This window comes from Armatimonadota bacterium (assembly GCA_013314775.1).
Taxonomy (GTDB): domain Bacteria; phylum Armatimonadota; class Zipacnadia; order Zipacnadales; family JABUFB01; genus JABUFB01.
This window is the reverse complement of sequence record JABUFB010000011.1, coordinates 322,864-348,633: the sequence shown is the minus strand read 5'-3', so window position 1 is coordinate 348,633 and position 25,770 is coordinate 322,864. Positions and strand designations below refer to the sequence as shown.

Genomic DNA, 25,770 nt, shown 5'->3' with positions numbered 1-25,770 from the left:
GGCGACTTTGCGCACGGATACCGGTGGAAGGCCGAGCTCAGCCGGTCGTGACGCCACATCGTAAGCGATAAGCGCGCCAGATAGTGATGGATCGGTCAAGAGCAAGAACGCAAGATGACGCATGCCCGAGCGTCGGCAATCGGCCAGCCAGCGATAGCACGCTCGGACGGCGTCGGCATGGACGCTATCGGCGGTTTGTGTGGCTCGGGGCGCACCCGGAAGCGAACCCGTCACAGCGCTCTGCTGCCGGCTGAACTCGTCAGAGACGATAGAGAATGCAGTCGTGCCACCGGCGTGGATCTGGTTGGAGAACATACAGATGCCGAGAGTATCGCCTGGGACCAGGAAACCTTGGGTCCGTAGTAGCTCCACAAGAACAGCCCGCCGTAGCAGATAACCTTCCACATGCTGCGAAGGTGCGCCGGTGTTCAGCGCGATCGCCCAGGCGAAGTTGTGGCTGTCGTAGCCCGGGGCAAATCGCGCATTGTGGACCGCTCCGTCCGTACTTGGCAAGAAGACGTCAGTCATCTGGGCCTTCAGTTGCGCAACGGTCTCGGATGCGACGCCTGCCGGCAGTTCGCACCAGGCGAGTCCACAGAGACAGTCTGCTGCAATCACCGCGATGCAGAGAAGGCACGCACGTAAGTGACCCGGCTTATGGCGCGGCATACATCCTCCTCGGGTATTGGTACTTGGTCTGTCCAGACATGCCCAACGGCGTCCAGCAACCGCATAGGCACACACGCCTCATCGCAACCAGGCGTACGTGCCTACTGCTCCGGCGGATGGCAGGCGGGGCAGGGCTTCAGTCCGTCACGTGCGATTGCGTCTCGATCAACGAGACGGAAATCCCTCGTCGTGGCGACATGCCAGCAACTTGCCCGGTGGTACAGGTCGCTGCCCGGCAGAGCAACCAGCTTACCCAACAGACTGCCGGCGAAGGATGCCGTGATTCCGTTGTCCGCGGGCACCACCCACCAGAGCAGATTGATGGACTCACTTGCGCCCTCGCGCGTGACCCACGCGATGCGATCCCCCCACACGGATGGCTGGTAATCAGGTAACACGTCACACGTCACCATGAGCGGCAGCGGCAGGGCAAGGTGCAGCATCATGATGTCCCAGTCGCCAAGGATGCGCTCACGCCAGACGATGACCGGGCCGTCGATGTCGGGCTCTACGGCAGGCCCAAATTCGCCGCCGACGAACATCGTCTCCCCAGTGGTGAGGTCGGCGGCCAATACGCACCATGGCGCGTCATTGTTGTGCGCCAACTCAGACGGCTTCGGTTTCTCGTCACTCGGCAGCCGCACCGGGAATGGGTCCTGCGGGCTCTCTGTTCGTGGCGGCGCCGTGCCACGACATCTTCCAGGATCGCGTCGTCCGTCTTGCCAGACCACGATTCTCCCGTCGACACGGGGGGCAACCTGGTCCCCTGGCGCAACGCAGACCGGGAACTCGCGACCGGACGTGAGGTCCAGGGCGTAGATGTCCCAGTCGCCGTTGCGCCGGTCCTGCCAGACCACCCAGCGGCCGCAGACGTCGGGGTCCGAAGGCTCGATCGCTCGTGGCCCGGTGATCTGTTTGCTCTGGAGTGGAAACCGCCGGAGGCTGGCCCAGCGCAGGTGCTGGTAGCCCTTCTCAGGCTTCGAGACGTAGACGATGCTCCAGCCGCTCATGCGCTGCTGCCCCTGGTCGCCGGGCTCTGCAGTGAGTGCGTCAGACCGGGGCCGCGGAAGCTCAAATCCATTGACGAAAATCCTCTCGGGGTGCTTGGCCGGTGCGAAACTTGCGCCCCACGGGATAGGGGTCGCCTTCTGCAGGTGCAGCCCGTACAGGTCAACGCCTGAGAGCTTTGTACCGTCGTCTGTCCAGGCCACATAGCCGCGGATGTCGTTGATGACGGGGGACGTCTGGTTCGACACGGGTTCGGGTGCGTTGATCAGATACAGGCCCTGAGTCGGGACGTGGAAGCCCCAGACGTCATAGTCCTCGTCGCGGATCATACTGTCCTGCCACACGAGGACGTCCCCCTGGATATACGGCCGGTTCCGGCGCGACTTTGGCAGCGGCAGCGGAAGCCTGCGGAACGACTTCGACGTGGGCGGCTTGCCCTGCGGGGTACCCTTCGCCTGCGGGTCGATGGATGGCACAGGCACAGTGGGTCGGCCTTGTTCGGCGAGCATATGGACGATACGCCAGCCATCGGGACCGTGAACGAACACGAACAGGCACGCCTTCGGGTCAGAGTTTAGCCGGGTTTCAAAGGCGGCAACGACGCAGAGCGTCCCCTCGAAGACGGGTTCGCCGGGCGCGATATCGTAGTCTGATTGCGGTCCCGTACGGGCCAGCTCATCCCGCAACGCGGTCTCGTAGGCGCTGAGAGGCTGCACCTTGCCCCACCGATCCAGGAACACGGTCGCTTCCGAGTCCCAGGGCGCAAACCAGTCGTCGGCGTTCCCGGCTCGGCGTGCCGCGGCCATTCGTTTGAGGAGTTCGGTGATCTGCTCGGGTTTGGCATCAGGCGCTTCCCCGGGCCCGGAGAACTGCACATGAGTGAGTCCCCAATCGCTGACGTTCCAGGCCTCGCAGATCGCGACAGCTTTCGGCAGCGTCTCGTCCCCCTCGACGCCGGCGGTCGACGCCACAAGCCAATCGGTGCCGACCGGGCGGAGGTCCGTGAAGCTGGTCTCCACCTCCGGCGTCGCGGCCTCACCCAGCTTCTCGAGAAGCTCGGCCTTCGGCTGGGGCGTATCAAGCCCTTGCCGACAGACGGCGCCTTCAACGAACAGACGGGCGACCTGTTCAGTATCGCCACCGGCGAGCGCAGACTGCACGGCGGCAACGGCTGGTCGGTCCAGCCCCTGCTCCTGCGCGAGACCGACGGCACACAGATGCACACCCAGCAGTGCAGAGAGAACCACGACGCGACGACGGTCCATGTGGAATCCCCCCCGGGGGGCTGACGCAGATGATATCCCGCCACTCAGCGGCGACGTGCGATGGAGCTATTCCCCGTATCCCTTCCCAGGACCTTCTCTCCACACCACTCAAGCGTGTGCCGTGCTGTGGCCAAGCGGGTGGCAATCGGGCCTGTACGGAAATCTAAGGCCCGGTATTGTGTAGCATAGCTATAAGATCGTCGGTCTCGTGTACCCAGGCCTTGCCGCGTTGCTTGGCGTTGAGCCTTGCGATCACCAGGAACACCCCCACGTTGGCGCCTGTGTCACTGTGATACGCCGTGGCGCGGTCCAGGGTGCGGCGCAAGGGTCTCATCACCCCGCCTCCCATCGCGTTGGTCGTGCGATAGCGCCGGGGATGCTTCACCTTGAGCGGTCTGAGATATGCGATGGACGCGTCGAAATCCGTCCGCAGGCTGGCGACGGCTTCCGGCTCCCCAGCCTGCCAGTCTTCGACGAAGCGCTCAAGCCCCTCGTACGCGTTGACATTCAACGGCGCTATCGATACTGTGCTCACGGAGCTACCCCTTCGGAGATTGGTTTGGGTGGTGACCTACCGTTCTCCGAACAAAGGGTCGCTCCCGGCGGTCTCAGTAAAATCCACGCCCCGGCACTAGACTTCGGTGCGGACTCTTCCGGCGAAAGGTATGGGCTCCCCGAAGGTGAATATTGAAAAGAATAGCGTGCCTCAGAGTGTGGGGCCATCCCTTCCTGGAGGTTCGCCATGCAACGTCTCGCCGTGTTGTGTGTCTTGCTCCTTTGGCCGGCCGTGGGCTCCGCTGATCCCCCGGCAGACCAGCCCGACGCTACGAACCTCGCCCTGCATCGTCCTGCTACCCAGAGCAGCGTCTATGGCGGCACCGGGGTCGCCACCGTGGCGGCCAACGGTGTGGACGGCGTCATCGCTCCCGACAACGACCTGCAGTCCTTGTTCCACACCAATCTGGAAGACCAGCCGTGGTGGCAGGTTGACCTGGGAGCGGTAGTGGCGATCGGTGAGGTTCACCTTCACAACCGGGTGCTCGACGCCGCGCCCGATGTGGCAGCCCGCGCCCGCACGGCGCAGGTGCTGTTGTCCGATGATGGCAAGCAGTGGCGCAGGGTCTACCAACACGATGGCACGACCTTCGCGGTACTGCGGTTGGCGCTGAAGGACGCCCGGGGGCGCCACGTGCGCGTCCAACTCGGCGAGCGGACCTACCTGCACATGTACGAGGTGGAGGTATACGGCCCGGCGGATCGCGGCGCAGATCCGCATCCGGTCAATCCGGGGAACGCCCCCCTGCCGTCGGGAACAGGAACGACGCCTCCACCGGTGGCGACGACAGACGGCGGCAAATGGTTCACACACCCTAACGGTACCTACCGCTTTCGCGTCCCGGCGGGGTGGCAGGAGTCCCGCTCGAGTGACGACAGTGCACTGCTCCTTACTCCGTCCCAGACGGGGCAGGAGTCCATCATCGTGGCCGCACAGGGGGTAACGTACAGCGGCGCACTCGAGGACGCGCAACGCATTGCAGAGGAGGTGGAACTAGATGGTCTACGCGAGCCCCGACAAGCTATGCGCATGACCCTGGGAGGGGCGCCGGCGTTGCTGGTCTGGGGCCGGTCAAGAACCAGCGAAAAGATGCTCTGGAACCTGGATGTCTTCGACCGAGGCACCATCCACTCCCTCATAGTGTGCGGACCACCAGACAGCAAACGCACGGCCGCGCTGGACCTCGTATTGAGCAGTTACGAGTTACTGGGCGGGGTGGGGACGCTGCCGACCACCGCCAGCCCGGACACCGGCGACGCTAGCCCCGACGAGGACCTGAGCCTGCCGAGCGGGCTGGATCCCCTGCCCCCCGAGTCCGAGGCACCGCCGGCGCCCGCGGCGAACCCGCTGCCCCCGGTGCCGGCGGGCAAGCGTTTGGCGCAGACCGTGGTCGGGCCCGCCGGCGGCAAGGTCGAAGCTCCCGGCGCCGTGACGATGGTCTTCCCGCCGGGGGCGCTGGCCGCCAAAGAGACGATTACCGTCACCACCGGGGAGGCCATCGCCGGCGCGCGGCTCTATGACATCACTCGCACCGGAACCGGCCTCATGACCAAGCCGGTGCAGTTGTCTTTCCCCGTGCCCGCAGGCCTTAAGCCTGACGATGTCTTGGCCCTCCATCAGTTGGCCCCGGGCGTGTATGGGGCGCCACGCTTCCGCTATGACCCCGAGGCGGGCCTGCTGACGACCGAGGTGAAGCATTTCAGCGCCGTGGGGTGGCTATCGGTTCTGGCCGTCGTGGGTGGGCTCTATGTCACGGGAACGGGCGATCGACTCGTCGCTCCGCTCACACCGTACTTGACGGCCGAACAGGCGATGAAGCTCCTCAGTGCCCTCGTCGGCGCTCTGAGCGGAGGCTACACCGCGAATGCAGTGGGCCTTGTGGTCGTGGGGGTGCCGGGCCTTGGGATCGTCGTCGGGGTAGCGGGCGGCGCCTACGCTGGCAGTCGAATCCTGACTGCGGCCCACGAGGCCTACCTGCGCAAGGGCCTGGCCGGTCCGCTGCCTGTGGGCAGGTTCAACGTCTATTGGCCGGAGAATGCCTGGCCAGCTCAACCCGCTGTCATGGCGATTCTCGGGAACCAGGAGCTCTACAACCTGCTCGGCCCAGACGTTCTTGCCCCAGAGACTATTACAGGCGTGCCCTTCGGCGCCCCCGATCCTCTCGCCAGTCTTCTGCGACCAAAGGCGGTCCGTTTGCCCGTGAACGTCCTTATGGTCATGGAGCGCCTTCAGTACGCTGAGCGGTGGTATGAACTCCATCAGATGCCAGTACCAGCAGGGCCGACCGACGTCGTCATCCGCCCCTGGGAAGGGACGGTGGTTGGCGAGACCTACAACGGAGCGATTCACCTGAACGCCAATTTGCTGGCGGGCGAGGGAGCGACCGACGGGAGAGTGGAGGCGACCATCGCGCACGAGTTGTTCCACCTCATCTGCGCCAGCCAGGGATGGACCGAACGGCGGTTCGTCGGCTCGGAAGACAGCGTGTGTGTGGCCATGGAGACCCAGGTCTTTCCTCACGTGACTGCCTTTCGCGAGTACGCCTGGCCGCTTGTGTTTCCCACCTTGCGCAACGGGCTGGTCAGACAAGGGCCCGGCGAAGAGGCCAACATACCCGCCCGACGTGGCTACTACCTGTGGCCGTGGACGCACTACCTGGCTTACAGCTATGGCGTCTCCGCACTGCGCGAGTATGTCACCGACACCATACCGGATGATGCTCTGGCCCAACGTTTCCGCAACTTCTGTTACAGTGTCATCGCCGCCGACCGTGCGCTTCGGGACCCGCTGACCGTAGCCGGTGTACGTGCGAGCACCGGCTGGGCCCTTGGGAACCGCGACCTCGACCGGATGGCTGAGGCCACGATGGGGAGCCGTACGGCCACGCTACCGCTGGGGGCATCGGATCTGCGCGCGTCCTCCCCGCTGTCTCTGTCCCTGCTTGTGCTCAATGTTCCGCGCTCTCCCGGGGGCACATTGGTTATTCGACGCGATTGGCCCGAGGAGACAGAGGAGTACGTGGCCATCCGCCCCAGCACGGCCAGAGAGAACGAGAGGCTGCCCTCCGGTCGGACCACGGCAGACATGCGCTCAATGAAAGGCGGCATGGCCCTGCGGGGCGCGTGGGTCGACAGCCCGACGTTCAAGACCTATCTCCCCGTGGCAGTCATCTGCACGGCGACCGGCCAGCAGGGCGCGCCGCAGACCGATGCCCGGCTGATTGCCTACCGGCTCAATCCCCCGACGGGTGTCACCATGACCAAGCAGCCGGGCCAACCCACGCGGCTATCGTGGAAGCTGCCCGAGACGGGCTGCACGCTACCCCTGAACGATTGCCTGTCGTCGTACAGGGTGTTCGGCAAGACGAAGAACAATACGGATCAGCTCATCGCCGAGCTGTACTTCGACATCCCCCAGGCCGACCTCAAGCAGTTCGAGGGCAAAGCGATGCTCAGCATCACCCCGGGACAAACCGAGGTCATGTTCCCGGCCGCCGCGACCGAGCAGTACATCGCCATGGGCATGCAGTCGGTGGAAAAGGCCCTGAAGTATCCCAGCGGCAAGCAGGTTATGTCCGACATCGCATGGAGCCCATACGCCTGCAGTATCAGCATCTCCCCCAACCCCTTCGAGGTCACTGTGGGGCGGCAGATGGTGTTCGATGCCAAGGCCGACTACCCGCCCAAAGGCGCGCGTTATGTATGGTCTTGCAGCGGGCAGGTAGTCAGGAACTACGAGGCAAGCGCCCCGATGCAGTTCGCCACCGAGGGGCCGGCCAGTGTAACCGTCACGCTGATGAGCGAAGATGGCAAGACGCTGTGCAGCGCCACAGCCAGCGGCCGCGTGAAGAAGAAGGAACTGCCGCCGGAACAGCCCGATGTGCAAGAGCCTGCGAAGGACGAAGCCACCGCGCACGGTGTCTGGCGCCTGGCCCGGCGCGAGGTGGAGAGCTCTCAGCAGGAACGGCCCTGGCATGAGATCGCAATCAGCGACGGCTCCACCGATGCAAGGAACTACAACAGGCTCGTGGGCGAACCAGACCGCCGCATGTTGTACCACTGCCTCCATTCCTGGAGTGCCCCCCCAACTACGATCGTGCCCGGTCGGGAGTATTCTATGCGCATCACGGCACAAAGCGTCGCATTTCCGGAGGGCGAAGGTGCCCGGACCACCACCGTGTTCGGTGCGGGCAGCTTCCTGACCGAGGAGGGGGTGTCTACAGATGGGGGATCCACTGAACCGGCCGCTGCGCAGTTGAAATTCCAGGCCTATCAAGGTGCACCGGGCGCCACTTGGCGCCTGTGGGTCGGCGGCGCGGGGGGCTGGATGCGCTGGCGGGTAGACTATGTTTACGAGTGGGTGCCCTGACGCGCCCCTGTAGACAAGCCCAAGGTTGGCGGGGACGTCGCAGAAGAGAGCCCCCCAGATCGGGGGACACTATACATAGCTTACGTCTGGGTTATGTGTGTCCCCCGAACTCCATGCATCGGGTTCGGACGCTGCGGCGCTCAGGTTGAAGTGCCCCCCATTTTCCGTACAGCGTCTTAGCCATCCCTATGCACAGACTCTCGCGAGATGGCGTGGAGCGTGGTTGTCTGGTGGTCTCGATGGTGCATCCGTCGGGGTGTCGATATGGATGGTGCCACAAAGCAGGTGCGAGCGGGTTTGCCTGTGTCAAGAAAAGGCTCGTTGGGCCCCTCCTCTCCATGCAGCAGGCGCGCTCACGCTGCCGGATCGTCACCCGGTTGAGATGAGAAGCGGGAAGGTCATCGGGGCCAGGGAAGGACCAAATGCGGCGAGGGGGCGAGTGGGTACCGAGAGTTGCCCCACGTCGCGCAAGGCGCTTCGCACCAGGTCTTCGTGGGGCCAGCCGGACGCCAGGTGCAGCCAGAAGCGGCGGGTGCTGTGCCTGATGAGCGCCCCCACCTTGAAGAGCTTGTAGGGCACGGGGTCGGTCTGGGCGCAGCGCAGGCGCTGGGCGTCATTCTGATCTTCGCACCCGCCGATAATGCCGTGCAGGCGTTGGATGATGAGCTGCTTGAGGTCGTGGCGAACGTACGAGGAATGGCGCCGGTCGCGCAGGCAGCGGGCGATGCAGTCGGTAAAGCCGATGCGCTCATCGAACTCGCGCAGGGCGATGAGACCGGCATCGGACGTGATCCGGCACGGTCAAAATCCAGGCGGATTTCTCGATCATCGCGGAAGGAGCCTGCGGTCTGCATGGAGCACGGTGCATTCACGGCAGGGACCTCCGGGAACGGCTTTATGGTTCGCTACCAGGCTATTCCGGGGTCCCTGCCGCTTCGCCTCCTCCAGATTTGTTTGTGCATAGGGCGGGTTAAGCCGCTGCTCACGGTCCCACGACACATGACCCTTTCCGCAATGCTTACAATGGTAGTAAGCCCGCTGCACCGCAACCGCACCATAGATCGTCCCTATCGTCCGGTCCCGGTAGTTGACGAACCGCGCCTTGTTACCACACTCGCACGGAATGCTGCTCTTGCGATAGACCTTTGTCGGGTCCGCACGGTTCAGCCCATGCTCCACCACCGCCTGCTCCACACACTGACTGACCTCCAAAGCGAACTCTTCCAACTCCGTCACGTCCCCCGCCGACGGCTGCTGGTCCATCCATTCTGGGATACGCGACTGAAGGTCTGCGCGGCTCTGTTGGCTAATCGACATGTGGGCCGTCCTCCCGTGAGACTGGTGTTTGTGAGCGCAACTCCATTCTCGCTCCAAGAGGACGGCTCCTGCCATATCCACCCAAAAACCCACCTACTCTCGCGGAATGCACCCGGGCCCAACCACTCGCTGTCTCTCCTTGACGAACTGGCCGCCCCACTCTATACTTACTGAAAATACGGCCGTGGCAAAGACTGTGACGGGGAACAGTAGGCGCGGGGAGGATGACAGAGAGGCCGCTCGTGAGCGAGTTCGCTCCCTGGCTGGAAGGCGGCTATCCGAAGCGCGTTGAAGCTCGCCCCTGAGTCGCGGACTGAACACCTCTTGTGTGAGGCCAGTAGGGACCGCCGGAGCTTCCACCGTTAGAAGGAAGGCCGTATCGGAAACCATCGCGTTTCCCGTACGGACCGAGTGGGCCGCGTTTGCGGCCAATGTGAGTGGTACCGCGAGGAGCCTTGGGCCCCCCGTCTCACAGGTTGAGCATCATGCTTGGCCTGGATGATGAGGGGCATTTTCGATTCTCATGGCTAACACCACGGACAGTCAGACGGCAATGTCATCACACATCGCAGGGCGGTCCCCGCGCCGGGCGATGCGCGCAATCACGCCTGGAGTCCGCGCACTTCTCATCCTGCGTGGCCCCCGGTAGGGGGCGAACTCAGCGCCGCGAACGTCGTGCCCGTAACTACAAACACAAAGGATGAGACAATCCATGTCCAGGAAGATCTGCATTTTCGATACAACCTTGAGGGACGGAGAGCAGTCGCCCGGGGCGAGCCTGAGCCTGTCCGAAAAGATCACCATCGCCCACCAGCTGGCGAAGCTGAATGTGGACGTCATCGAGGCTGGGTTCCCGATCTCCTCGCCCGAGGACTTCGAGGCCGTCAAGCGCGTGGCGCAGGAGGTCGAAGGCCCCGAGGTCGCCGGTCTGTGCCGAGCGGTGGAGAAGGACATCGACGCGGCCTGGGGTGCGTTGCAGTTCGCCAAGAAGCCGCGCATTCACACCTTCATCGGTACCAGCAACCTGCATATCGAGAGCAAGTTCCAGAGCACGAAGCCCGAGATTCTCAAGCGCGCAGTACACGCTGTCGAGTATGCGAAGCAGGCGTGCCCCAACGTGGAGTTCAGCGCCGAAGACGCCATGCGTACCGACCTGGACTACCTGCGCGACGTTGTGGAGGCAGTCATTGAGGCCGGGGCCACCACCGTGAACATCCCGGACACCGTGGGATACACCACTCCGTGGGAGATCCACGAGACCATCAAGTACCTGTTTGAGAATGTGCCGAACATCCACCAGGCGGTCATCAGCGTGCACAACCATGACGACCTGGGAATGTCGGTTGCCAACTCCCTCGCCGCTGTCATGGCGGGAGCCGGACAGGTGGAGTGCACGATCAACGGCATGGGTGAGCGTGCCGGCAACGCCTCATTGGAAGAGATCGTCATGGCGATCAAGACTCGTGCCGACATTCTCAACTGCGAGACGGGGATCGTAACGCGCGAGCTGATGAAGACATCGCGCATGGTGAGCAATCTCACCGGTTTCATCGTCCAGCGCAACAAGGCCATCGTCGGTGAGAACGCCTTCGCACATGAGGCGGGGATCCACCAGCACGGGGTCATCATGAACCGCCAGACCTATGAGATCATGCGGCCTGAGGACGTGGGCGTGTCCGAGAGCGTACTGACCCTGGGCCGCCGGTCGGGCAAGCATGGCCTGCGCAAGCGCCTTGAGGACCTGGGTTACGAAGTCACCGACGAGCAGATGAGTGAGATCTACGAGCGGTTCGTGCGCATTGCTGACACCAAGAAGCAGGTGTACGACGAAGACCTCGAGATGATCATGCGCGAGGCCACCGACACCATGCCGGCGGTCTGGACTCTGGTAAGCCTGCAGACCACATCAGGCCCGCAGACCATGCCCACCGCCACGGTGAAGCTGGAGCGGGAGGGCCAGATCTTCCAGGATGCGGCCTGCGGCAACGGCCCCGTGGACGCCTCCTGCAAGGCCATCGAGCGTATAACCGGCGTCGAGTTGACCCTGGAGGATTACTCCTTGCGCAGCGTGAGTATGGGTAAGGACGCTCTGGGTGAGGCGACTGTGAGGGTGAAGCGCAACGGGCGCGAGGCCATCGGCAAGGCTGCAAGCACCGACGTGGTGGAAGCGAGCGCCAAGGCGTATCTCAACGCGGTGAACCGCCTACTGGTGATGGAGGAACGGTCCGAGCGGCCCGAGGGGGTCTGAGCAGAGAGCGCCGGCAACTGAGACGTGAACGCAAGGGGCGGCGGAGAGTGTCCGTCGCCCCTTCGCGCACGTGGTTGATGACGATCTCAACTTTCCCCGTCTTCCAGCGTCTGCTTCGTTGCCGGAGTGTACTCCGCATTAGTCTCCAGCTTCCACGGCTTCCTCAGGCGGAAGGGGCGGTGGAACTTGTTCTCCAGGACGCCGCGCTCCTCGAGATGGATGAAGCACGCGCGTTGGCAACCTCGCGCGCCGCAGATCGCGCCCGGATGATGGTAGCTCTCCCAGCCCGCGGCGCTGTACGGTGTGCCGCGACCGACGCCCCACGCCCCGCCGTACTCCGCCATGGCCGCATTGCGCTCGGGCCCGGGTGGCATGGTGCGCAACAGGTCGATGCCGTCCGCGGCTTTCTCGGGCAGGAAGGGGTTGTACTCGCGGGTGGCCGACTGGAACCCGGCGCTGCAGCGGTCCACATCGAGCTCGCCCCACTGGATTTCATACCCGCCGATGTTGATGGTGACCGCCTTGTCCTCGCTGATCGCTCCCACCGGGCAGTCACGCGCGCACTGCTTGCAGCGGTCGCAGAGGGTTCCGGGCGGCACCAGCGGGTCGGGCTCGAGTTCGGCGTCGGTGATGATGAAGGCGAACCGCTGGCGTGGTCCGAAGCGCGGGGTGATGAAGACTTTGCTCCAGCCGATTTCGCCCATGCCGCAGATGTAAGCGGCGATGCGGAAATGCAGGAAAACGTCGGGGCGCGGGAAGCCCTCCCGTATGGGCACACCGCGGTTGGCTCCATAGCGGACGGCAGTGTTCTGGTAGAGCACCGCCTCGTACCCGCTGTCCTCGATGAAGTCGCCCACTTCGCGCAGGCAGATGGGCGCGTACACGTCATTGATGTTCGCGTAACCCATCGACGGCAGGGCTGCGAAGAACGTGCCTTCCTCAATGCCCCGGTACAGGCCGCGATGCACCCGGAACCCGAGGCCGATGATGGACTTCGCTTCCGGGAAGATATAGCGCGGGTCGCAGTCCGTGGGGGCTCCCTCAAAACGGGACATGTCGCCGATGCCCACTAGATCGGCGCCCGATTCCAGCGCGCACTGCTTGACCTGCTCGGCGGTGATCATGGGAATGTCCTCCAGTGGATGATTGCGGTTAGGCGGGTTACAAACGCTGAAAGGCGGCGGGCGAGACGCCCGGCCACACGCGGTCAAGGGGCCTGGTGGCTCGCTTCAGACCCGAGAACATTCCTCAGTGTCTCCCCAAGCCCATCGCCACGCACAGCGCCGCGACTTCGCCGGTGCGTTCGCCCAATTGTGCCGGGACGATGCGACATGCCTGCGCGGAGCGCGCGAGACCCTCCCGGGCAACAACCTCGCGCGCGGGGCCCAGGTACAGGTCGCCCAGGCGCACCGCGAGGCTGCCCAGCACGATGACCTCGGGGTTCAGGATGTCCACCAGGATCGCCAGGCCCTCGCCCAGGCGCTCGCCAGCTTCGGCCAGGATCTCCCGAGCGATCGCATCACCGCCGACCGCCGCTTCACCCACGTGACGCGCCGTGACGGCTTCGCCCAGGTTCGCGAGGAGCGTCGGTCGCCCCTCCTGCCGGGCCCGCTGAATGTGCCCGGCTGCAAGGCGCGCGATTCCGGCGCCGCTGCAGAAACCCTCAAACGAGCCTGCTTTGCCATATCCCTCAGGGCCATCGGGGCGCAGGCGAATATGCCCCGCTTCTCCGGCCATGTCGTTGGTGCCGGAATAGAGACGCCCGTCCAGAATGAGGCCGCACCCCAGGCCCGTTCCCGCGGTGATGAAGATCAGGTTCCGGCAGCCTTTTCCCGCACCGAACTGCCACTCCGCAATGGCTCCCGCGTTGGCGTCGTTCTCCAGGTGAGTCGGCAAGCCGAAGCGCTCGCGAAAGAACTCGACGACGGGCACCTCATCCCAGCCGGGCAGATTAGGTGGGCCAAGGATGACCCCGGCTTTGCTGTCGAGGGGCCCTCCGCAGCTGATGCCAATGGCCGACGGGGGCGGAAATGATTGATCCGACTGAATGCGCTGGATGATGGTGGCGATGCGTTCCAGGTTCGCTTGCGGGCCGGAACTGTGGTCGGTGGGGAAACTCACAATAGCGAGGGTGGCGGCGGTCTCGTCTCCGAGGACCACCGCCGTCTTGGTGCCGCCGATATCTATGCCGATCCAGGTGTTTCTGCCGGACATGCCCGGCGCCTCCCGCGATTCTTCGCGAGTCTACTTCACGCCGAGCGCGAAGGTGCGGGGCTCGGGCAACGGGACCATGGAAATCGCCGTCACCGGACACAGTTCGCTGCACAGGCCACAGCCCACGCAGAGGGCCTCGTCAATGGTATGCTTCGGCACGCCGCGTTGGGCCGCATCGTAAATGCAAACTGTAGCGCATCTTCCGCAGTTCACGCAGAGGTCGGCATCGATCTTGGCCACGACTACCTGCGCTCGCTCAATCTGGTCGTTGCTCCTGACCTTTGAGCAGATAGAGCCCCGTATCTCGTCGAGATTTGCATGGCCCTTGCGCTCCATCCAGGCCTCGAACTCGCTCAGGATCTTGCCCACGATACCGTAGCCGTGCATCACGATCGCGGTGCAGACCTGGACGGTGGTTGCGCCTGCGAGGATGCATTTTGCGACATCAGCGCCGTTCGTGACGCCACCGCTGGATGCGATGGGGATGCCGAGCAAGGGATAGACTTCGGAAATCCAGCGCAGGACGTAGTGAATGGAGTAGGGACCGCCGTGGCCGGCGTAGCCTTTGTGCATGACCGGCTCTTCGGTCTCTACGTCGATGTCCAGGCCTGTGAAGCGGTTGAACATGACGACGGCATGAGCGCCGGCTTGCTCCATGGCGAGGATGACCGCGAGGGGATTGTCCAGCTGCCCGGTGATCTTGGGCACGACGGGTGTATTCGGTGCGCCTGCGCGAGCGGCATCCACGGCCAGGCGCATGGTCTCGAGCATCGGCGAGTGGGCCATGATATGGGTGCCATGAGGGCAGGAGACATTGAGCTCGATGAGTTTCGCGCCGGCCTGTTCGGAGATGCGCGCTCCCTCTTCCCAGCGCTCGGCAGTGTTGCAGTTTAGGCTGGAGAAGATGGGCATCTCGCACTGCTCAGTAGCAATGCGGATCTGTTCGCCGAACTCGTCGAGACCGTGCACATTTGCCTGTTCAAAGGAGTACAGGGAGAATGTGCGGTCTTTGCCAAGCTGGTGGCGCAGGACCTTGAAACGCGGGCTGGGGGAATGTCGTGCCGGTTCGTACTCGAAATAGCTCTTGATGACGGCGGCTCCGCAGCCTGCATCCTCGCACCGCTTCAGTCGGTCGGCGTTCTCTGTGATTCCCGCTGGGGCCGCGACGATGGGGTTACGGAGTTTGATGCCGCAGAAGTTCACGGAGATGTCGGGCATAGTCGCTCCTGTTCGCCCAAAGGGGCTGCTGTTCGCACTGGCGGCCCCTCTGTGAGGGCCTGCGAAACAGCCCGTTCGCGAAGAACGGGCTGTTTACCTCCACATCCGGCTTTGCGGCATGGCGCTATCCCTGGTCGTAGGCTTCCAGGGCCGCATCGGACACCTCGAAGTTCGCGTAGACGCGCTGGACATCGTCGTGGTCGTTCAACTGGTCCAGCAGCGCGAAGAGCTTGCCGGCGAGCTCGTCAGGAACCTGGCAGGTGCTGGTGGGGATCATGGTGATCTCGGCGCGCTCGTATTCAATGCCCTGCTCGGCTAGAGCGGTGGCTACCTGGTGCAGTTCTTTCGCGGGTGTGCGAATCTCGAATACGTCGTCGTCTTCGGTGAGCATGTCCTCGGCACCCGCGTCGATGGCTGCCATGAACAGCTCTTCCTCTTCGACGCCGGCCTTGGGGACGATGATGACTCCCTTCTGCTCGAAGACCCAGCTCACTGAGCCCGGTTCGCCAAGACTGCTGTCCTTCTTCTTGAGGATGTTGCGCAGTTCGGAGACAGTGCGCTGGGAATTGTCGGTGAGGCAGGAGATCATCAGGGCCGTGCCTCCGGGGCCGTACCCCTCGTAGGTCACGTTCTCGTAGGTCACTCCCTCGACCTCGCCGGTGCCGCGCCGAATGGCATTTTCCACGTTTTCGTTGGGCATGGACGCTTCACGGGCGGCATCGATGGCGTAGCGCAGGCGCAAGTTGGTTTCGGGGTTGCCGCCACCCTCGCGCGCCGCGACGATGATTTCCCTGGAGAGCTTGCTGAAAATGCTGCTTCTCTTGGCATCCTGCCGGGTCTTTCGATGCACCCGGTTTGCCCATTTTGAATGACCGGCCATCGTCCCTTGCTCCTCAATCACAGTGTAGGTCAGAGATTATACCACGCGAGTTGCGCAGCATTCAAGCTCGGACGGCAGGACGTTTTCTTGACTTGGCGTCGCGATTTCCGTATACTTCATTGCCGCTGGGTGGATTTCCATTTCCGACAACCTCTGTCGGTGGGGAGCGAGATTCTCCATGTCTGAGGACAAGAAAGACGAGATTCAGGACGGCGATGAGCCGAAGGCTGAAGAGCCGAAGCCCGCGGTGGAGCCCAAACCCAAGAAAGCCGCCCCGAGGCCGAAATCCGACGTAGTAGACGAGGAGGAACTCGACATAGAGATCGAACGCGTCGCTCCCAAGTCATCGTCGAGCTGCGGTCCCGTTGCCTGGATACTGTTCATTCTGGTCATCGCCCTGATCGCCATTTTCGGGGGCATCAAGATCAGCCAGGAGCGTATCAAGGCCGAAAAGGAAGCTCGTGCCCAGCGCGAAATCACCTACCAGACTCAGGAACAGACGATCCGCCAGAACATCGAGAAGGCCTCCGAGTTCGCCAAGAAGGGCGATGTTGAGAACGCCTACAAGCAGCTTGCGGCTGCGCGGGATAAGTGGAGCGAAATGGCCGCCATGGCCAACAGCGCCCGCGATACCGACAAGGCTCAGTATGCTCTGTCGCGCGAGGCCGACCTGAAGAAGGTTATCGACGAACTCGACCAGTATAAGGACAAGGCTGCGGAACTGCAGGAACGTGCCGACAAGCTGGCGGAAGAAGTGAAGGCCCTGGAGGAAGAGCGCGACGAGTTCAACGACAAGGTCAATGCCCGCATCCTCGAACTCGCCGGTTCCGGCGGAGTGGCTGAGGCGGAAGCCGCTGCCACCGGTGCGAAGCCCGAAGCCAGCGAAGAGAAGAAGGCCGAGGCCGAGGAGGCCAAGGCTGATGACGAGGAAACTGAGGCGGACAAGCCCGAGGACGCCAAGATAGAGAAGAAGAGCGCGAAGAAGTCCGAAGGCAAAGCGAAGGACAGCGAGAAGAAGGCCGACGCCCGCAGCAAGAAGAGCGCCACCGAGGCTAAGAAAAAGAAGACAGATGAGGATGAGCCTGAGGCGCCCAAGACAGAGAAGATCGAGACCGGTTTGCAGTCCGCGGGTCCGGTCCAGTAGCGGCAGGTCATCGGTCAGGCTGCCCTTTCGGGTCCATGATGGTCTGCAGGGACCCGGAGCGCATGCGAGACCGTACCCGGTAACCCATGCGCCCCGCACCCAGTGCGGGGCGCATCCGTCTAGAAATGGAATATTCCGTCTTTTCTTGCTGATTTTCTACGAATGAAGGTCGCTGTTTGACGACCAGTTACACTGAGATTGTCCTTGGCCGGACGGCCCGGTTCCTGCGGAGAGGGTCCGGTCGGACATCCCGATCCCACCACGCAACCCACCAGCGGCCGCGCGCCGCCGGGGAGGGCGAGAAATGGCATCCCCCAACCGAGAAGCACTCGATCTGGTCGCAAAGCTCAAATCCCGCGGTTCGTCCTCGCGCGACGAGGTGATCGACGAAATCGCCGCGATGGGGTCCGCCGCCGTGCCGCCGCTGATCAAGGCGCTCGGTCACAAGGACTACAAGGTGCGTATGGCCGCAGCCCAGGCGCTGGGAGCGATCCGGAATCAGGATGCTATTGATGCCCTTATCGCGGCCCTGAGCGACTCCAGTAAGAATGCGCAGGAGGCCGCCGCGGAAGCGTTGACTAACATCGGTGGGCCGGCAGTGAGCGCCCTCCTGGACGCCCTGATTGGTAAAGAACAGTCCGCGCGCAAGTGGGCTGCAGAAGCTCTCGGGAGCATCGGGGACGAGTCCGTCGCCGCGGAGCTTGTTGCCCGGCTATCCGACGCAAATGTCGAAGTCCAGCGCGCCGTTGTCACGGCGCTGGGGGCTTTGCGAAGCAAGAAGGCGATCCAGCCCCTGATCGGGGTCTTGAGTTCCGACAATGTCGACCTTGCCAGAGCGGCGGCGGAAGCCTTGGGAAAGATCCGCGGGACCGTCGCCATCTCGCCGCTGATCGAGACACTGGAATCGCCAAGCGAAGACGTGCGCAGAGCGGCCGCGCGCTCCCTGGCGCAGGTGGGTCCGAAAGCGGTTCCGGCGCTCCTCGAGGCGATGCAGAGCCCCAACTACGTGGTGCGCCGGTATTGTGCTGAGATTCTGGGGGAGATTGGAGACGAGCGTGCCCGGGATGCTCTGCTGGTGGCTCTGGGTGATGAAAACGAGCGTGTAGCCCATTACGCGGCTATCGCACTGGGCAGAGTTGGCAAGGAGTCCGTGATCCCGCACCTTGCGAAGATGCTCAAGCACCCAGAGGCCTCGGTGCGTTGCGCAGCAGTGCAGGGGCTATGCAGCATTGGCTCCAGCCGGGTAGTGAAGCACGTGTGCACTATGCTCCAGGACAGTGACTGGGTGACTCGCCTGACTGCGGCCAAGGGCTTTGGCCAGGTCAAGAGCCGCACCTGCATTCCTTATCTCGTGGCGGCGCTCGAGAACGACCCGGAATGGAGTGTACGACTTCATGCGGCCCTGTCGCTGGGCGAAATTGGGGTCAAGAAGGAAGCAGTGCCCGCGCTAATCGCGGCTCTGAAGGACCCCAAGTCCAATGTGCGCCGAGGGGCGTGCGAGGCACTTGGGCAGCTTGGCGACGTGGCAGCGCTGGAGGCTCTGCAGGCCGCGGCAAAAGATGATGACGACAAGGTCGCCAGCGCCGCCAAGCAGGCGATAGCAGCGATTACGGAGAACGGTTCCGGCGCTGAGGACAAGAAGGAATAGGGCAGACATCTCCGTCGCCGGGCGCAGGTGGATGGGCCGGGGCCGAGACTGTGCGTGTCCATGTTTCGCCTGAAAACCTGCACACCGAACAGGCCCGGGAGAGGGATGAGCCTTGCTTGCCTTCACCCCGGCAATGTCGTATAATCGCCCCGTCTCAGGGGTGTCTTTCTGGTCCTCGTTTCCGCTTGCGCAGGGCAGATAGCGCCGAACGAAATCAGCTTCCCGGAACGCATGCGCAGGCAGCGTGCGGGCCGTGAGGAGGCCTCCCGCATTGCCAAGGTTCCTGATCTGCCTCATCCTGCTGGTTTTGCTGGCTGCCCTGAGCGGCTGTAAGCAAGGCCCTCTGCCCACGCCCCAGGAGAAGGCCCAGGCGCTGCTCAAGGACTATATGAGTCCCGAGCACAAGAAGGTGCTGGAAGGGATTCTTGAGGCGCAGGAGAAGACGGGCGACACTCTGACCTCCCTGGCCAAGGAGATGGCGCGCCGGGAGGCGATCGAGGCGGTCTCCAAGGGACCCTCACCTCTGCAGCAAGATTTCGGCGTGGCTCGCGAACTTCTGGTGGACATCCGCCGCGCGGTCAACTCCAACGAGTACGACACGGCCTCAGCGCTGCTCAAGCGGCTCCAGTTCGTGGTCATCGCGATGCAGGGAGAGACGCCCGCGGGGGAGATCCGGTCATACCTGGAGCGCGCTTCGCGGGCGCTGACCGCGACCACGGTGGGCATTGAGGCGGACGTCGCTTCGGCCTCCCTGCTGGCTGCACTCGATATCGCTCTTGACACCCAGGACGCCCCAGTCATCCCCGATCTTGCACGCGACCTGGAGGCGACCAAGAAGCTGGTGGATAGCGGCGACTACAAGAAGGCGGCCGCGAAAGTTGATGCGTTCATCGGCACAATTGCGAACCACCGCAGCCTGGTCATGCTGGAACGGGCTCTGGATGGAGTGCGCGGAGCACGGGAAGCTATTCAGCGCGAGGCCGGGACCGTGGTCCTGGCTGAGCTTGACCAGCTCAGCGAGATTTTCAACCAGTTCGGCACGCTCCTGAAGGGCGGAGTCGTAACCCCTGCCGCAGAAGCCGACGAGAGCGAAGCGAAAGCCGCTGAGAGTGGGGAAAAGGAAGCGGCGGAGAAACCTTCGGCTGATAGCCCGAAGGGCTCCCCAGGAGCCTCGCCCGAGACGCCGGCCGAAACGCCGGCTCAGTAGAGATCGAGGGCCCGGCCGGCCACAGCGGTCGGGCCCAATCGTTTTCGGAACGCCTTTTCTGGCGTCCGGATACTCCTCAACTGTGTGGGACCCACACCGCCTGCGGGCGGCGTTTCACGAACGCACACCTATACCACCGGCACCCGTTGGACGGGCGGCAGTCCGGGTTGATCTCCGGTTTCCCGGCTTAGAGCACCCCTGCGCACCAGTCTGGAAGCCGATCCGGGCAGCCCTCGCCTGGGGTGCAAGAACCGCGGAACGAAGATGCCCTCACAATTCGTCCACCTCCACGTTCACAGCGAGTACAGCCTCCTGGACGGCGCCTGTCGCATCAAGGAACTGGTCGCGCGCGCCAAGGAACTCGAAATGTCCGCCGTGGCCCTCACCGACCACGGTGTGATGTACGGGGCCATCGAGTTCTACAAGGCCTGCGTGGAGGCGAAGATCAAGCCGATTATCGGCTGCGAGGTGTACTGCGCATCGCGCACCCGTTTCGACCGCGAGGCGTGCGACCGGCAGATGAGCCACCTGGTGCTTCTGGCGAAGGACCATGGGGGCTACCAGAACCTCATGCGCCTGGTGACGGATGCAAATCTCGAAGGATTCTACTACAAGCCCCGGGTTGACATGGAGCTCCTGTCGCGGTACTCGGAGGGGCTCATCGTGCTCACGGCTTGCCTGCAAGGTTTTGTGAGCCGCGCCATCACCGAGGGGGACATGGAACAGGCGAAGCGCCAGGCGGAGGCGCTGATTGATGTCTTTGGGCGCGAGAATGTGTACCTGGAAGTGATGAACCATCTGATTCCCGAAGAGCAGGTGATGAACGCGGGAATCTTCCAGATCGCGGACGAGATCGGGCTGCCGGTAGTGGCAACGAACGATGTCCACTACACCCGCAAGGAAGATGCGGAAGCCCATGACACCCTTCTGTGCATTCAGACCGGTTCTCTGCGCGATGACGAAAATCGGATGCGGTACGAGCCCCAGGAGTTTTTCATGAAGTCCGAGGAGGAGATGCTGGAGATCTTCCCGGACCACCCCGAAGCGGTGCATCGTTCGGTTGAGGTTGCTGAGCGCTGCAACCTGGAACTCACGCTGGGCAAGCTTATGCTCCCGGCGTATCCCATCCCCGAGGGCGAGACGGTCCACTCCTACCTGCGGAAGGTCTGCGAGCAGCAGATACCCGTGCGCTACCCTGACGACGACGGCACCGCCCGAGCGCGCCTTGACTACGAGCTCGGGATCATCGAGCAGTGCCGGTACTCGGGCTACTTCCTGATTGTCGGCGACTTCATCTGGGAGGCGAAACGGCGGAACATTTTCGTGGGGCCGGGACGGGGATCAGCTACGGGGAGCATAGTCGCCTATCTTCTGGGCATCAGTGAGATCGACCCGCTGGAACAGGGGCTCATCTTCGAGCGAATGCTCAACCCGGAGCGCGCGAGCCCGCCTGACATCGATCTGGACTTCCCGGACCGCGCGCGGGAGGAAATCATCGACTACGTCAAGGAGAAATACGGGCGCGATCACGTGGCCCAGGTGATCACCTTCAACACCATGCAAGCGAAGGCCGCCATCCGCGATTGCGGTCGGGTGCTGGGGATCGATCTGGCGAAGGTGGACGAGATCGCGAAGCTCCAGCCGGGAGACAAGAGCATTCCCGAAGCACTGGAGACGGTGCCGGAACTGAAGGCCAAGGCGGACGAGGACCCAGAAATCGCCAATCTGTTGTCCACGGCGATGAAAATCGAGGGCATCACCCGCCACGCGGGCGTTCATGCGGCGGCGGTGGTGATCTCCGACGGCCCACTGACCGACTACGTCCCGCTCCGGGGCGAGAAGGACGGGACGATCACCACCCAGTACTCGATGGACCCGTGCGTGGACGTGGGCATCGTGAAGATGGACTTCCTGGGTCTGAAGACCCTGACGATCATCGAGAACACTGTGCGGACGGTGGAGCGGTCGCGGGGCATCAAGATTGACATGCTGCGGGTCCCACGGGATGATGCGAAGACCTACGAGCTGCTGTCTCGCGGGGATACTGCTGCGGTATTCCAGCTCGAAAGCGAGGGTATGCGCCAGCTTCTAAGGGACCTGCGTCCGGATCAGTTCAACCACCTCGTGCCGCTGGTTGCCCTCTACCGGCCTGGACCGATGGACTCGGCGCCGGATTTTATCGCCGGTCGCCACGGCAGGCCCATCTACCCGACGCCGCTCCTGGAGCCGATCCTGAGCCAGACCTATGGGGTCATCCTCTACCAGGAGCAGGTCATGCGCATCGCCACCGACCTGGCGGGTTTCAGCATGCCCCAGGCAGAGATCATCATGCGCGCCATGGCCAAGAAACAGGCTGACAAGATGGAGAAGATGAAGCCCCTGTTCATTCAGGGCTGCATCGCCAACGGCATTCCTGAGGACGTGACCCGTAGCATCTTCAGTCGCATGGAGACATTCTCCCGGTATGGCTTCAACAAGTCGCACAGCGCCGCCTACGCGCTGGTTGCGTATTGGACAGCGTATTTGAAGGCCAATTTCCCGCCCGAATTCCTGGCCGCCCAATTGTCGACGGTCATTGGCGAGAGCAAGGAGATTGCGAAGTACGTTACAGAATGCCGCCGCAGCGGGATCAAGGTCCTGCCACCCGATGTGAACCGCAGTTTCGCGGATTTCTCGGTGGCCGACGGTGCGGTGGTTTTCGGACTGGCCGCAGTCAAGGGAGTGGGGATGAGCCCGGCTACGGCGATCGTGCAGGAGCGCGAGGAAAACGGACCTTTCAGGGACCTGTGGGACCTCTGCCGGCGGGTGGCATGCGCCGGAGTACCCAAGGCAACAATCAGGACCCTCATTGAAGCCGGGGCGCTGGATGCCTTCGGCGACCGCGCGCGCCTCGTCGCGGGCCTTGAGCAGGCGTGGGCGGCAGGCCTGAAATGTGAGGCCGATCGGGCCGTGGGGCAGACGTCGCTTTTCGGCGATGATGAAGAGGACGCAGGTGGCGCTGACGTCCTGCCGGATGTCCCGCCGTTCCCGGAAGAGTATGTGCTTGAGCTGGAGAAATCCCTGCTGGGGCTGTACCTGTCCAACCACCCGCTGGTAAAGAACGAGGAAAAGCTTGAGCGTTGCGTCTCGGCGCGCATCGAGGACCTGGCGGAGTTCGCCGACGGCACCGAGCTTACCGTGGGCGGGGTCATCAGCGAAGTGAAGCACCACCGCACGCGAAATGGCGACAGCATGGCCTTTGTGGCGCTGGAGAGCCTCGCAGACAAGGTGGAGGTCACCATCTTCCCCCGCGTCTGGGAGCAGGTAAAGGATGTGATTGTCCAGGATGCGCTGGTGATCATGGACGTGAAGGTGGAGCGCACCGCGGCACGGGGCGGGGGACAGGGCAACGGGGACTCGGGTGACCAGGAGACCGTGAAGCTCCAGTGTGAAGGGGCGCGGCCCCTTGATAAGGCGCGGAAGATCTCGCAGCGCCGCCTGGAACTCGCGGCGGAGGGCCGCAAGAAGATGGAAGAGATTGTTTCCGCGCCGCCGCCGCAGGTCTACAAGGCTCCGCGACTACACCTGGAGATGGACGCGCCGTTGGCGTCCGAGGCAAACCTGGCGGAATTGCGGAAGGTGCTGGAACAGTACAGGGGGCCGCAGGAGGTATATCTGCACCTCACAGGGCGCGGCGAGGAGCGCTGCGTATTCCTGGGCTCCAATTTCCGCGTGAGTTGCTGCGGGGATTTCCCGACCCGTGTCCGGCAGGTGCCGGGCATCATGACGGTGCGCGAAGACGATTCACCGGAGCTTGTAGACGCCGCCGCGGGGGGCTGAGGCGCGGTCGCGCCGCCACCTGTACGGGCAGTAATCACCTGCAGTACGCAAGGACTAAGGCATGACTCTGATCCGCATACTTGATGCCCGTGAGGGCCCGGTCGCCGAACTCCAGGCGCTGCGCACGCGGAGCCTCGGCGAGGTGTCACCCCAGCTTGAAGAAGAAGTCCGGCGGATCATGGCGGACGTGAAGGACCGCGGGGACGAGGCACTGGTGGAGCTTACTCGTCGCCTGGACTGCCCGGGGTTCAGCGTCGACCAGATCACCATCGGGCCGGATGAGTTCCACGCCGCTTACCAGCAGGTCCCCGACGCCTGGGTGCGGGCCTTCCGGAACGCGCTGGCGAATGTGCGCGCTTTCCAGGAGCGCGCGAAGGAGCAGAGTTGGCTGGAGACCTTCGATGGGCTCATTCTGGGCCATCATGTGACGGCGGTGCGCTCGGCCGGTCTGTACGTTCCGGCCAAGGCGGCGCCCCTGCCCTCGTCGCTGCTGATGAGTGCAATCCCGGCGCAGGTGGCCGGAGTGCCGCGAATCGTCTTTGCCACGCCGCCCCGACCAGACGGCAGCGTGGACCCGACCATGCTCGTGGCCGCCGCCGAGTGTGGTGTGCACGAGGCATACCGCATGGGTGGTGCGCAGGCCATCGCGGCGCTGGCTTTCGGCACGCAGACGGTCGCGCCAGTGGTCAAAATCGTGGGCCCCGGGAACCCGTGGGTGTCGGTGGCCAAGAAATACGCCTTCGGCATCGCGGGCATCGATTCCATCGCCGGGCCCAGCGAGTCGCTGATCATCGCCGATGATTTCGCGCGGCCGGATCTGGTGGCTGCCGACCTGCTTACACAGGCCGAGCACACCGGCGATAACACGGTGATCCTGCTCACCCCCAGTGAAAACCTCGCATCCAGGACACTCGCGGAGATGGAGAGACAGATCGCCAGCCTTGAGCGCTCAGAACTGACCCGGGAATCCCTGTCCGAACACAGTTTCATCGTGCTGACGAAGTCCATTGAGCATTCGGCGCGGATCGCGAACGACATCGCACCCGAACACCTGCAGATTCTGGTGCGCGACCCATTCGATGTGCTGGAGTGCATTGAGAACGCGGGATGCATTTTCCTGGGCGAGAATGCGCCTGTGCCCATTGGCGATTACGCCGCCGGCCCGAGCCACGTCTTGCCGACGTATGGCACCGCGCGGTTTTCGGCGCCGCTTTCGGTCAACGACTTCCTGAAGGTGTCATCGGTTGTCTACGCGAACCGGCACGGGTTTGAGCGCATCGGCCCAGACGTTATCGAGCTTGCCCAGGGCGAGGGTCTGCAGGCCCATGCGGAGGCGGTGCGACGCAGGTTGAACGACGGATAGGGGCCAAGCACTGCTTCCCAAAGAAGTGCTTGCTGTGAAGCACACCAGGCGGGGCCTGGTGCCGCACCCGTCGCATTGGGCACAAGAACCGAGTTCGCACGGGCGCAGACTCGGAGGCCAGTCCCCCAATGCCCGGCCGCTCGTCGTCTGCCGCAAGCTGCCGTTACAGATGCGAGGAGGCTTTATCATGCGAACTGCCGAGATCACCCGCCGGACATCGGAGACCCAGATCACCGTGAAGATCGACCTCGACGGCTCCGGCGAGTACGACATCAACACCGGCGTGGGGTTCTTCGACCACATGCTCAGTCATGTGGCCAAGCACGGGCTTATTGACATCATCCTCAAGGCCGAGGGCGATCTGCACATAGACGCTCACCACACGGTGGAGGACGTGGGCATAGTGCTCGGGCAAGCGCTGGCCCAGGCGGTGGGGGACAAGCGGGGCCTGGTGCGTTATGGTCGGGGAAGCTGCCCCATGGACGAGGCGCTGGTGCATGCTTATATCGACTTTGGGGGCAGGGCCTATCTCGTGTATGAACTGGACCTTCCCACGGCGAAGGTGGGGGATTTCGACACCGAGTTGGTGCGCGAGTTCTTCGTAGCGCTCACCGCCAACGCTGGCATGTCACTGCACTTGATCCAGCAGTCAGGGCGCAATGGGCATCACATTCTGGAGGGCGCCTTCAAGTCCTTCGCCAGGGCACTGGATGAGGCGAAGGGGCTAGACCCTCGCAAGACCGACGTCCCCTCGACAAAGGGCATGTTGTAGGCATGCAGGGGTGCCGGCGCACACCTTGGATGGAAGAGCATGACAAGGCGGGAACTCATGCGGAATCTGGCCGC

Annotated in this window: 16 protein-coding genes; 8 read left to right on the top strand and 8 right to left on the bottom strand. The window is 63.5% G+C overall.

The window, feature by feature from the left end:
- Positions 1 to 770 precede the first annotated feature (770 nt).
- Both HPY44_15860 and HPY44_15855 read right to left on the bottom strand, forming a co-directional pair.
- Complete coding sequence (locus HPY44_15860; GenBank protein NSW57484.1) at positions 771 to 2,942, bottom strand: hypothetical protein; 2,172 nt, start codon at positions 2,940 to 2,942, stop codon at positions 771 to 773.
- 163 nt (positions 2,943 to 3,105) lie between these two features.
- The gene (locus tag HPY44_15855) at positions 3,106 to 3,477 is read right to left on the bottom strand and encodes a hypothetical protein (protein ID NSW57483.1); all 372 of its coding nucleotides are present in this window, start codon (positions 3,475 to 3,477) and stop codon (positions 3,106 to 3,108) included.
- 207 nt (positions 3,478 to 3,684) lie between these two features.
- On the opposite strand from HPY44_15855, the gene HPY44_15850 reads away from it, so the two are divergent.
- The gene (locus HPY44_15850; GenBank protein ID NSW57482.1) at positions 3,685 to 7,866 is read left to right on the top strand and encodes a discoidin domain-containing protein; all 4,182 of its coding nucleotides are present in this window, start codon (positions 3,685 to 3,687) and stop codon (positions 7,864 to 7,866) included.
- A 369-nt stretch (positions 7,867 to 8,235) separates the two neighbouring features.
- Here HPY44_15850 and HPY44_15845 read toward each other — a convergent pair whose 3' ends face one another.
- Both HPY44_15845 and HPY44_15840 read right to left on the bottom strand, forming a co-directional pair.
- Positions 8,236 to 8,658 (bottom strand): transposase, encoded by a 423-nt coding sequence (locus HPY44_15845; protein ID NSW57481.1) that lies wholly within the window; start codon positions 8,656 to 8,658, stop codon positions 8,236 to 8,238.
- Between the two features lie 33 nt (positions 8,659 to 8,691).
- Complete coding sequence (locus HPY44_15840) at positions 8,692 to 9,183, bottom strand: hypothetical protein (GenBank protein NSW57480.1); 492 nt, start codon at positions 9,181 to 9,183, stop codon at positions 8,692 to 8,694.
- A 712-nt stretch (positions 9,184 to 9,895) separates the two neighbouring features.
- Between HPY44_15840 and HPY44_15835 the strand changes: the two genes are divergently transcribed.
- Positions 9,896 to 11,431: a 2-isopropylmalate synthase gene (locus tag HPY44_15835; protein ID NSW57479.1), complete on the top strand. Its 1,536-nt coding sequence runs from the start codon at positions 9,896 to 9,898 to the stop codon at positions 11,429 to 11,431.
- An 86-nt stretch (positions 11,432 to 11,517) separates the two neighbouring features.
- On the opposite strand, the gene HPY44_15830 is transcribed toward HPY44_15835, so the two are convergent.
- The 4 genes from HPY44_15830 to HPY44_15815 form a co-directional block, all read right to left on the bottom strand.
- Entirely contained in the window at positions 11,518 to 12,555 is a 1,038-nt protein-coding gene (locus tag HPY44_15830; protein NSW57478.1) for a (4Fe-4S)-binding protein, read from the bottom strand.
- Positions 12,556 to 12,679: 124 nt separating this feature from the next.
- On the bottom strand, positions 12,680 to 13,645 hold the full coding sequence (locus tag HPY44_15825) for an ROK family protein (GenBank protein NSW57477.1): 966 nt from the start codon (positions 13,643 to 13,645) through the stop codon (positions 12,680 to 12,682).
- A gap of 30 nt (positions 13,646 to 13,675) precedes the next feature.
- The gene (locus HPY44_15820; protein NSW57476.1) at positions 13,676 to 14,863 is read right to left on the bottom strand and encodes a 4Fe-4S binding protein; all 1,188 of its coding nucleotides are present in this window, start codon (positions 14,861 to 14,863) and stop codon (positions 13,676 to 13,678) included.
- A 124-nt stretch (positions 14,864 to 14,987) separates the two neighbouring features.
- Positions 14,988 to 15,743 carry a YebC/PmpR family DNA-binding transcriptional regulator gene (locus tag HPY44_15815; GenBank protein NSW57475.1) on the bottom strand — a complete coding sequence of 252 codons (756 nt, stop codon included), beginning with the start codon at positions 15,741 to 15,743 and terminating at the stop codon, positions 14,988 to 14,990.
- Positions 15,744 to 15,921: 178 nt separating this feature from the next.
- Between HPY44_15815 and HPY44_15810 the strand changes: the two genes are divergently transcribed.
- From HPY44_15810 to hisB, 6 genes are all read left to right on the top strand, one after another.
- A complete protein-coding gene (locus HPY44_15810; protein NSW57474.1) occupies positions 15,922 to 16,887 on the top strand; it encodes a hypothetical protein in 966 nt (321 codons plus the stop codon).
- Positions 16,888 to 17,191: 304 nt separating this feature from the next.
- On the top strand, positions 17,192 to 18,535 hold the full coding sequence (locus HPY44_15805) for a HEAT repeat domain-containing protein (GenBank protein NSW57473.1): 1,344 nt from the start codon (positions 17,192 to 17,194) through the stop codon (positions 18,533 to 18,535).
- Positions 18,536 to 18,806: 271 nt separating this feature from the next.
- The gene (locus HPY44_15800; GenBank protein NSW57472.1) at positions 18,807 to 19,742 is read left to right on the top strand and encodes a hypothetical protein; all 936 of its coding nucleotides are present in this window, start codon (positions 18,807 to 18,809) and stop codon (positions 19,740 to 19,742) included.
- Positions 19,743 to 20,006: 264 nt separating this feature from the next.
- Entirely contained in the window at positions 20,007 to 23,561 is a 3,555-nt protein-coding gene (locus HPY44_15795; GenBank protein ID NSW57471.1) for a DNA polymerase III subunit alpha, read from the top strand.
- Positions 23,562 to 23,622: 61 nt separating this feature from the next.
- Entirely contained in the window at positions 23,623 to 24,924 is a 1,302-nt protein-coding gene (hisD, locus tag HPY44_15790; protein NSW57470.1) for a histidinol dehydrogenase, read from the top strand.
- Positions 24,925 to 25,111: 187 nt separating this feature from the next.
- Positions 25,112 to 25,696: an imidazoleglycerol-phosphate dehydratase HisB gene (gene hisB / locus HPY44_15785; GenBank protein NSW57469.1), complete on the top strand. Its 585-nt coding sequence runs from the start codon at positions 25,112 to 25,114 to the stop codon at positions 25,694 to 25,696.
- The last annotated feature ends 74 nt before the right edge of the window (positions 25,697 to 25,770 follow it).